At 66.1% G+C, this 5,618-nt stretch carries 7 protein-coding genes; all 7 read right to left on the bottom strand.

Features of this window, described 5'->3' with window-relative positions; translation table 11 throughout:
* The coding region (locus BGN97_RS03695) for a hypothetical protein (RefSeq protein ID WP_292698143.1) at positions 1–181 on the bottom strand (181 nt) is incomplete at its 3' end.
* Positions 178–3,111 carry a phage tail tape measure protein gene (locus BGN97_RS03690; RefSeq protein ID WP_292698141.1) on the bottom strand — a complete coding sequence of 978 codons (2,934 nt, stop codon included), beginning with the start codon at positions 3,109–3,111 and terminating at the stop codon, positions 178–180. The genes BGN97_RS03690 and BGN97_RS03695, both read right to left, overlap by 4 nt.
* 125 nt (positions 3,112–3,236) lie before the next feature.
* A complete protein-coding gene (locus BGN97_RS03685) occupies positions 3,237–3,533 on the bottom strand; it encodes a hypothetical protein (protein ID WP_292698139.1) in 297 nt (98 codons plus the stop codon).
* 83 nt (positions 3,534–3,616) lie between these two features.
* The gene (locus BGN97_RS03680; RefSeq protein ID WP_292698137.1) at positions 3,617–4,033 is read right to left on the bottom strand and encodes a hypothetical protein; all 417 of its coding nucleotides are present in this window, start codon (positions 4,031–4,033) and stop codon (positions 3,617–3,619) included.
* 78 nt (positions 4,034–4,111) lie between these two features.
* Positions 4,112–4,603 carry a hypothetical protein gene (locus tag BGN97_RS03675; RefSeq protein WP_292698135.1) on the bottom strand — a complete coding sequence of 164 codons (492 nt, stop codon included), beginning with the start codon at positions 4,601–4,603 and terminating at the stop codon, positions 4,112–4,114.
* An 80-nt stretch (positions 4,604–4,683) separates the two neighbouring features.
* A complete protein-coding gene (locus BGN97_RS03670) occupies positions 4,684–5,109 on the bottom strand; it encodes a hypothetical protein (protein ID WP_292698133.1) in 426 nt (141 codons plus the stop codon).
* Positions 5,106–5,618: hypothetical protein (locus BGN97_RS03665; RefSeq protein WP_292698131.1), on the bottom strand; the 513-nt coding region annotated here is incomplete at its 5' end. The genes BGN97_RS03665 and BGN97_RS03670, both read right to left, overlap by 4 nt.

The raw sequence follows: 5,618 nt of genomic DNA, 5'->3' as shown, positions 1-5,618 counted from the left end.
GCGAGCCGGTACGTGTCACTTCCAACCCGCCCGCAACCGCGGCAAGCGTCGCACCCTGACCAGCGACAGACGACGTGCCCTTCATCGAAGGGTCAGGCCACAGGTTCCGGCGCACCTCCACCGTCCCCGCCCCTGCAACGAAGTTCGGGTTCGTGAACAGATTGATCGCGTCAACGCTCAAGCGTCAGCCCTCCTTCTCGACCGCAGGTCGGCCGACAGTCGGTCGCCGCGAGCGGCCACCGCACCCTCTGCGACGGTCGACACCTGCGCCAGCAGGTAGTCCCCCGTGAAGGGGTTCTGCACGTACACCGGAGGAAGCTCCACCGACTGCGATGGCTGGCGGGGCTGGCCGAACGCGCCGAGCATCTGCCCCGTCTGCATCCAGATCCCTAGGTTTCGGCCGCGGTCGGCCGAGCGCCCGCTGATGTACGTCTCCCACGGCACGCCCATGTCGCGCTCTGCGAACACGGCATCGCCGTTGCGGATCCCGCCCTGCACGCCGGCATAGATGCCGGACTCGATGCCACCGCGCGCGAAGTGCTTCACGCCCTGCTCGTAGATCCCGCCCTGGTAGTTGTACCCGGCATCGACCGTCTTCGATCCGACCGTGTACGACTCGAGCTTGATCCGCTTCACGTTCGGGATCGACGCGAGCTTCTGCTTCAGCTCTTCCAGCGCCGCCTCCGCCTGCGCCTTCTCGACCTCGATCTTGAGCTTGGCTTTTTCCTTTTCGTCAAGCTTCAGCCATTGCTGATAGACACCATCCAGGGCGCCCTTCACCTCGGAAGCCGACCCCAGGTTCTCATCGGCCCAACGGGTAGCAGTAGCGATGTCCTCGCCCTTCGCCACCCGCATCTCGATGACCTTCTGACGGCCCTTCTCCCACTCAGCCTGAGCAGCCTTCAGATCGCCCGTGTTTCGGATGATGGCTTCCGCTGAATCGCGGTGCGACTGCTCCACGTCGCGCAGAGAATCGCGCAGGCGAATCGACGCATCGTTCGTCCCATCGAGCGTCGCACCCTCAGCCTTCGCGGCCTCGGTCAGCGCGTTCAGCGAAGCCAGCGCACGGTCGTGCGAATCACCCATCTGCATGGCCTTGCCCGCAACAGCATCGAGTGCCTTCGCGGCTCCGTCGAGAGCGCGTTCGGCTTCGTCCGCTTCCCGTTCAACATCGTCTAGCGCGTCGCCAGCACCGTCAAGTGCTGCCGCGGCCTCGTCGGTCGGTGGGGTCAGGTTGCCCATTGCCAGCTCGAGGAACTCGCTGCTGTCGGTCGCGATGCCCTGCTCGGTCGCGAGCCTGGTGAATGCGTCCTTCAACGCCGGCATCTTGTCGAGCAGCGTGAGCGCCTGCTTGTCGGTGAGACCCCAGGTTTCCACCATGTCGGCGAATCCGGCCTGCGCCGCGGGCATGTCCGTCGCAGACAGCGTTGCGAGCGCCTGCCCGTAGCGGTCCAGCGACTCGAAGGCCTTATCGGACGCCGTGGACGACTTCATGAGTCCGACGAACCAATTGCCCTGAGCCTCAGCCGCCTGATCCAGCAGCCCCGGCAGGTCATCGAGCAGCTTCTTCGTGTTCGCGTCGATCTGCGGGAAGAACTTGTTGTCCTGCACCGCCGACTTCAGCCGCTCGGCGGCATCCGCGGTCGTCGCGATCTTGTTCCTGATCGCTTCCTGCTCCGGGATGCCGTCGCTCATCGTCTTGTTGTAGGTGTACAGCAGCGCCGTCAGGCCCACGATGCCGATCGCGAGCGGACCCGTCATGAACCTGTACAGCGACGCAAGACCACCACGCACGCTGAACGACGTCCCGGTGAGGACTTCCATCGACACCTTGAACGCGGCGAACTTCGGGATCGCCAGCAGCGCCGCCCCACCTGCCAGGCCGATCACGCCAGCCGTGCCCGTGAGCAGCCCGATCAGACCCTGCACCGGGTCCGGCAGGCCACCGATGAACTTCGCGAAGTCCGCGGCACCCTCAGCAAGCGAACCGACCATCGGCAGGAACTGCTCACCCATGCTGATTGCCGCGTCACGAATCGCGTTGCCCGCAATCGAGATCTTGCTCTGAACTGTCTCGTACCGCTTCGCGGCCTCATCAGTCAGGGCGTTGTTCTTCTCGAACTCGCGGTTACCCATCTGCATGGCCCCGGCGAACTGATCCGCCGCCGAGCTTGAGCGCAGCAGCGCGTCACGCATGCGCACTTCGGTGATGCCCAGATCCTCGAGGATGCCGAGCGTCGACTTGCCCTGAGACTCGGCGCTTCCGAGTCCCTTGACGAACGCCGACAGCGCTGCCGCCGAGTCCGTCCGCCACAACTGCGAGAACGCATCGACGGTCATGCCCGCGGTCGCCGCGAACTTCGCCAGCTTCTCATCGCCGTTCTCGACCGACGCGGCGATGTCGATCATGACCTTCGACATGGCCGACCCACCGGCCTCAGCCTCAATGCCGACCGACGACAGCGCCGTGGCCAAGCCCAGCACGTCACCCTCGGTCATCCCGATCTGCTTGCCGGCACCAGCGAGACGCATGGCCATTTCCATGATCTCGGCTTCGGTGGTGGCGTAGTTGTTGCCCAGGCCCACCAGCGCGCTGCCGAGGTTCGACACCTGCGACTGCGAAGTGCCCATGATGTTCACGAACCGTGCGAGAGATGTCGCGGCGTCCGAAGCACTCAGGTTCGTCGTCTCGCCGAGATCGATCATCGTCTTCGTGAAGGCGACGACGTTCCCCGTCTGGATGCCGAGCTGCCCGGCGGCTTCCGCCACCGCGGCGATCTCTTCGTGCGACGCCGGGAGCACGGACGTCAGCCCGCGCAGCCCCTCTTCGACGCGCCCCATCTGCTCGGGCGTGCCCTCGACGGTCTTCGTGACGCCGGCCCACGCCGACTCCCAGTCCATCGCGGCCTTGACCGACAGGGCCGTTACCCCGGCGAGAGCGGCGCCGGTCGCCATCATCCCGCGGCCGACCTGCTCAAACGCCTGCTTCTTCTGCTCGAGCTTTTCCAGCTCGGTCCCAGTCGATCGGGTCGCCCGAGCGGCCTTCAGCATCCCCGCTTCGTACTCGGAAACCTGCGCCAGCAGCCGAACCTTGACCACGCGTTCAGACACGCGACCACCTCCCGTGTCTTTGCGACCCGGGACGATCCGGGCCATGGGAAACCGAGGCAGGCGCACCCATCGGCGCCGACCAGATCTATGAAGGGGACGGAGCGAAGCCCGCCGTCATCTGGCGGTCAGTCGTCCAGCTCGACACGCCACCTCAGGGCATCCGTGTCGGCGTTCGGGTAGTCCTTCTCGTACTGCTTCTGGACGGCGTTGATCTTCTTCTGCGCCCAGTCGGTGACAGGCGGCGGAACCTTGAACTTGAACTGGTTCGCCTTGTCCGTCGCGACCGCAATCGGCAACCCGTGACGCCCGATCGGGGTCTTCTCGATTCGGCGGGATGCCAGCAACAGGATCCGCTCACGCGGCGTGAACCGCGGCTCGGCCACGGTCACCGACAGCACGTTGCCGTCAGCGTCCAAGGTCACCGATCGCGGCGCCCACCCGCGCAGCTCCCGCACCGTCACGCCCAGCTCGCGGGCCAGCTCCGCTTCCTCGCGGGCCAGCCCTTCTAGGCTTTTCCCGCCTGCTCCACCAGCTCGGGCGTGTACTCGTGCGCGGCCCACATCTGGAACTCGAGCGCTTCTAGGCTCTTCGCAGTGAGGCGCGATGCCACGTCCGGCCAGATCGAGTACGTGTGCCCCAGCGAGTCTTCGCGCAGCAGGGAATCCGGCTCCGCGTCATCCGTGATCACCACGACGTCCGGGTATGCCGCGACAACTCCGGCGATGTTGTACCCGCGCGCCGCGTCCTTCTCGGCGCCATCGCGCGGCGCGTGCCGCGCGGTAAGCGTGCGCCAGTCGGCGCCACTCATCGGCAGGAACCGCACGCCCAGGTGCTGCCCGCCGTTCAGCTTCACCGGAACCGTGATCGGCTCAACCGCTTCCATCATCTTGTCGGCCTGCGCCAACAGCTCTTCAAGCTTCATCTCTGCCCCTCGGTTGCGTGTCGCCGCGTGCCGGGTGTGGCCGGGGCGGGCGCGGCGCACCCACCCCGACCACCGGAGTCAGGCGACCAGCGTCGCCTTCCGCTGCGTGACGTTCGTGAGGAACGCCTGCTGCGAGATCGTGTCGACACCGTTCTCCGTGGGCGCGTCCGGGCGCTGAGCACCGAGCGTGAACGTGATCACGTCGACCTTCTGACCCACCGCCCAGTCGGTCGCGTTGTCGGTGCCGCGGCGAACCACGAACATGCCCGACAGCCCTTCCACGAGAATCGCCGCCGCCGAGTCGGCGTCTGCGGAATCCACGTAGTTGAGGTTCAGCGTCTCCTTCTTCTTGCCCGGCCGGGACAGGTCGGTGTCGAGCGTCAGACGCTTGTCCTCGACCTCAGCCTGAGTCGTCTGCCAGTCGAAACCGCCAGGCGTGAAGCTGTACGTCATCGCCTTCGACGTCGCGCCCTTGATGATCGCCACCGACAGCGCGTTGCCGGTCGGCACGTACGCGATCTTCCAGCGACCATCGGACTGCGAACTCTGAGGAATCGGATCCTTGGGCATGCTGCCCTCCTTCGATCAACCCGACCTGCGCCGGGGCATGAAAAAAGCCCCCGCGTCTGCGAGGGCCGAACCGGGCATGATCACCCGGCGGGGTTTGACCAGTACGTGAAATCGACATCCACGTACCAGAGGGAGGGCGAAGTGCCCTTGTCTTCGGTGACTTCCGACTCTTCATCGATCACCAGGGGCGTGCACTCCCGGCCGGGCGTGACGATCACGAACTGATCGACTTGCACCTTGAACGCATCCGCCGTGCGGCGCGCAGCGGGAGGATCCACGCCGACGCACCTGCCGACGACGCGCATCTGCCGCGCCGACACCACCGTGTCGCGCTCCATGAACCGCTGATTGCCGATCTCGTCAGGCCCGAGGTCGTGCAGCACCACGTACTGCCCGCGCACGATTTGATTGTTCGAGTCGAGCGGCGCGGCCGAATCGTGCACGATCAGGTTCGGTCGCTCGCGGGCGTGCGTCAGGATCGCTTCGAAGTGGGCTTGGCGGTTCATGCCAGCCCCCTCTCTGCGAGCGACTGTTCCACGGCGATGTCGATGCCCCGATCCAGCTCGTCTTCGGCGAACAGCTCGGCACGCTTTCGCGCCCGAACGGGCTTCACCCCGACTGGCGTCGACTCCGGGTCATCGAAGAACCCCATGCCGGGCACTAGCCCACCCTTGCCGGTCTTCCCGCCGTAGCGGGCGATGTCCGGGCCGACCTCGCCTTCAAGCACACCGCGCCCGCCGACGACTCCGCTTTCACCCGCGGTGTAGTCGATCGACGCGGTGTACTGCTGGCCCATCGGGGTGCCCTTGGCGAGCTTCCGCCACTCGTCGCGGGTGCGGATCAGTGTCTGCTGCACCGCCTGACCGGCCTTCTTCGGGATCAGCCCGGCGACGCCGGTCAGATCCCGTTCGACCGCGGCCAGCTCTTCGACCCCGCTCACTGCGTGTCCTCCAACTGGAAGCGCCTCGATGTCAGGTTCGATCGCGGCCGGCGGGCACCGACAGTGAACACTTCG

The sequence above is a fragment of the Microbacterium sp. 69-10 genome (assembly GCF_001897945.1).
Classification (GTDB): Bacteria; Actinomycetota; Actinomycetes; order Actinomycetales; family Microbacteriaceae; genus Microbacterium.
Note: the sequence above shows the minus strand (reverse complement) of the source record. Positions and strands in the feature narration are given on the sequence as shown.

Bases quoted from the DNA above. Each gene is read 5' to 3' on its own strand.
- BGN97_RS03670 (WP_292698133.1), bottom strand. From the start codon at position 5,109: ATGAACCGCCAAGCCCACTTCGAAGCGATCCTGACGCACGCCCGCGAG.
- BGN97_RS03680 (WP_292698137.1), bottom strand. From the start codon at position 4,033: ATGAAGCTTGAAGAGCTGTTGGCGCAGGCCGACAAGATGATGGAAGCG.
- BGN97_RS03675 (WP_292698135.1), bottom strand. From the start codon at position 4,603: ATGCCCAAGGATCCGATTCCTCAGAGTTCGCAGTCCGATGGTCGCTGG.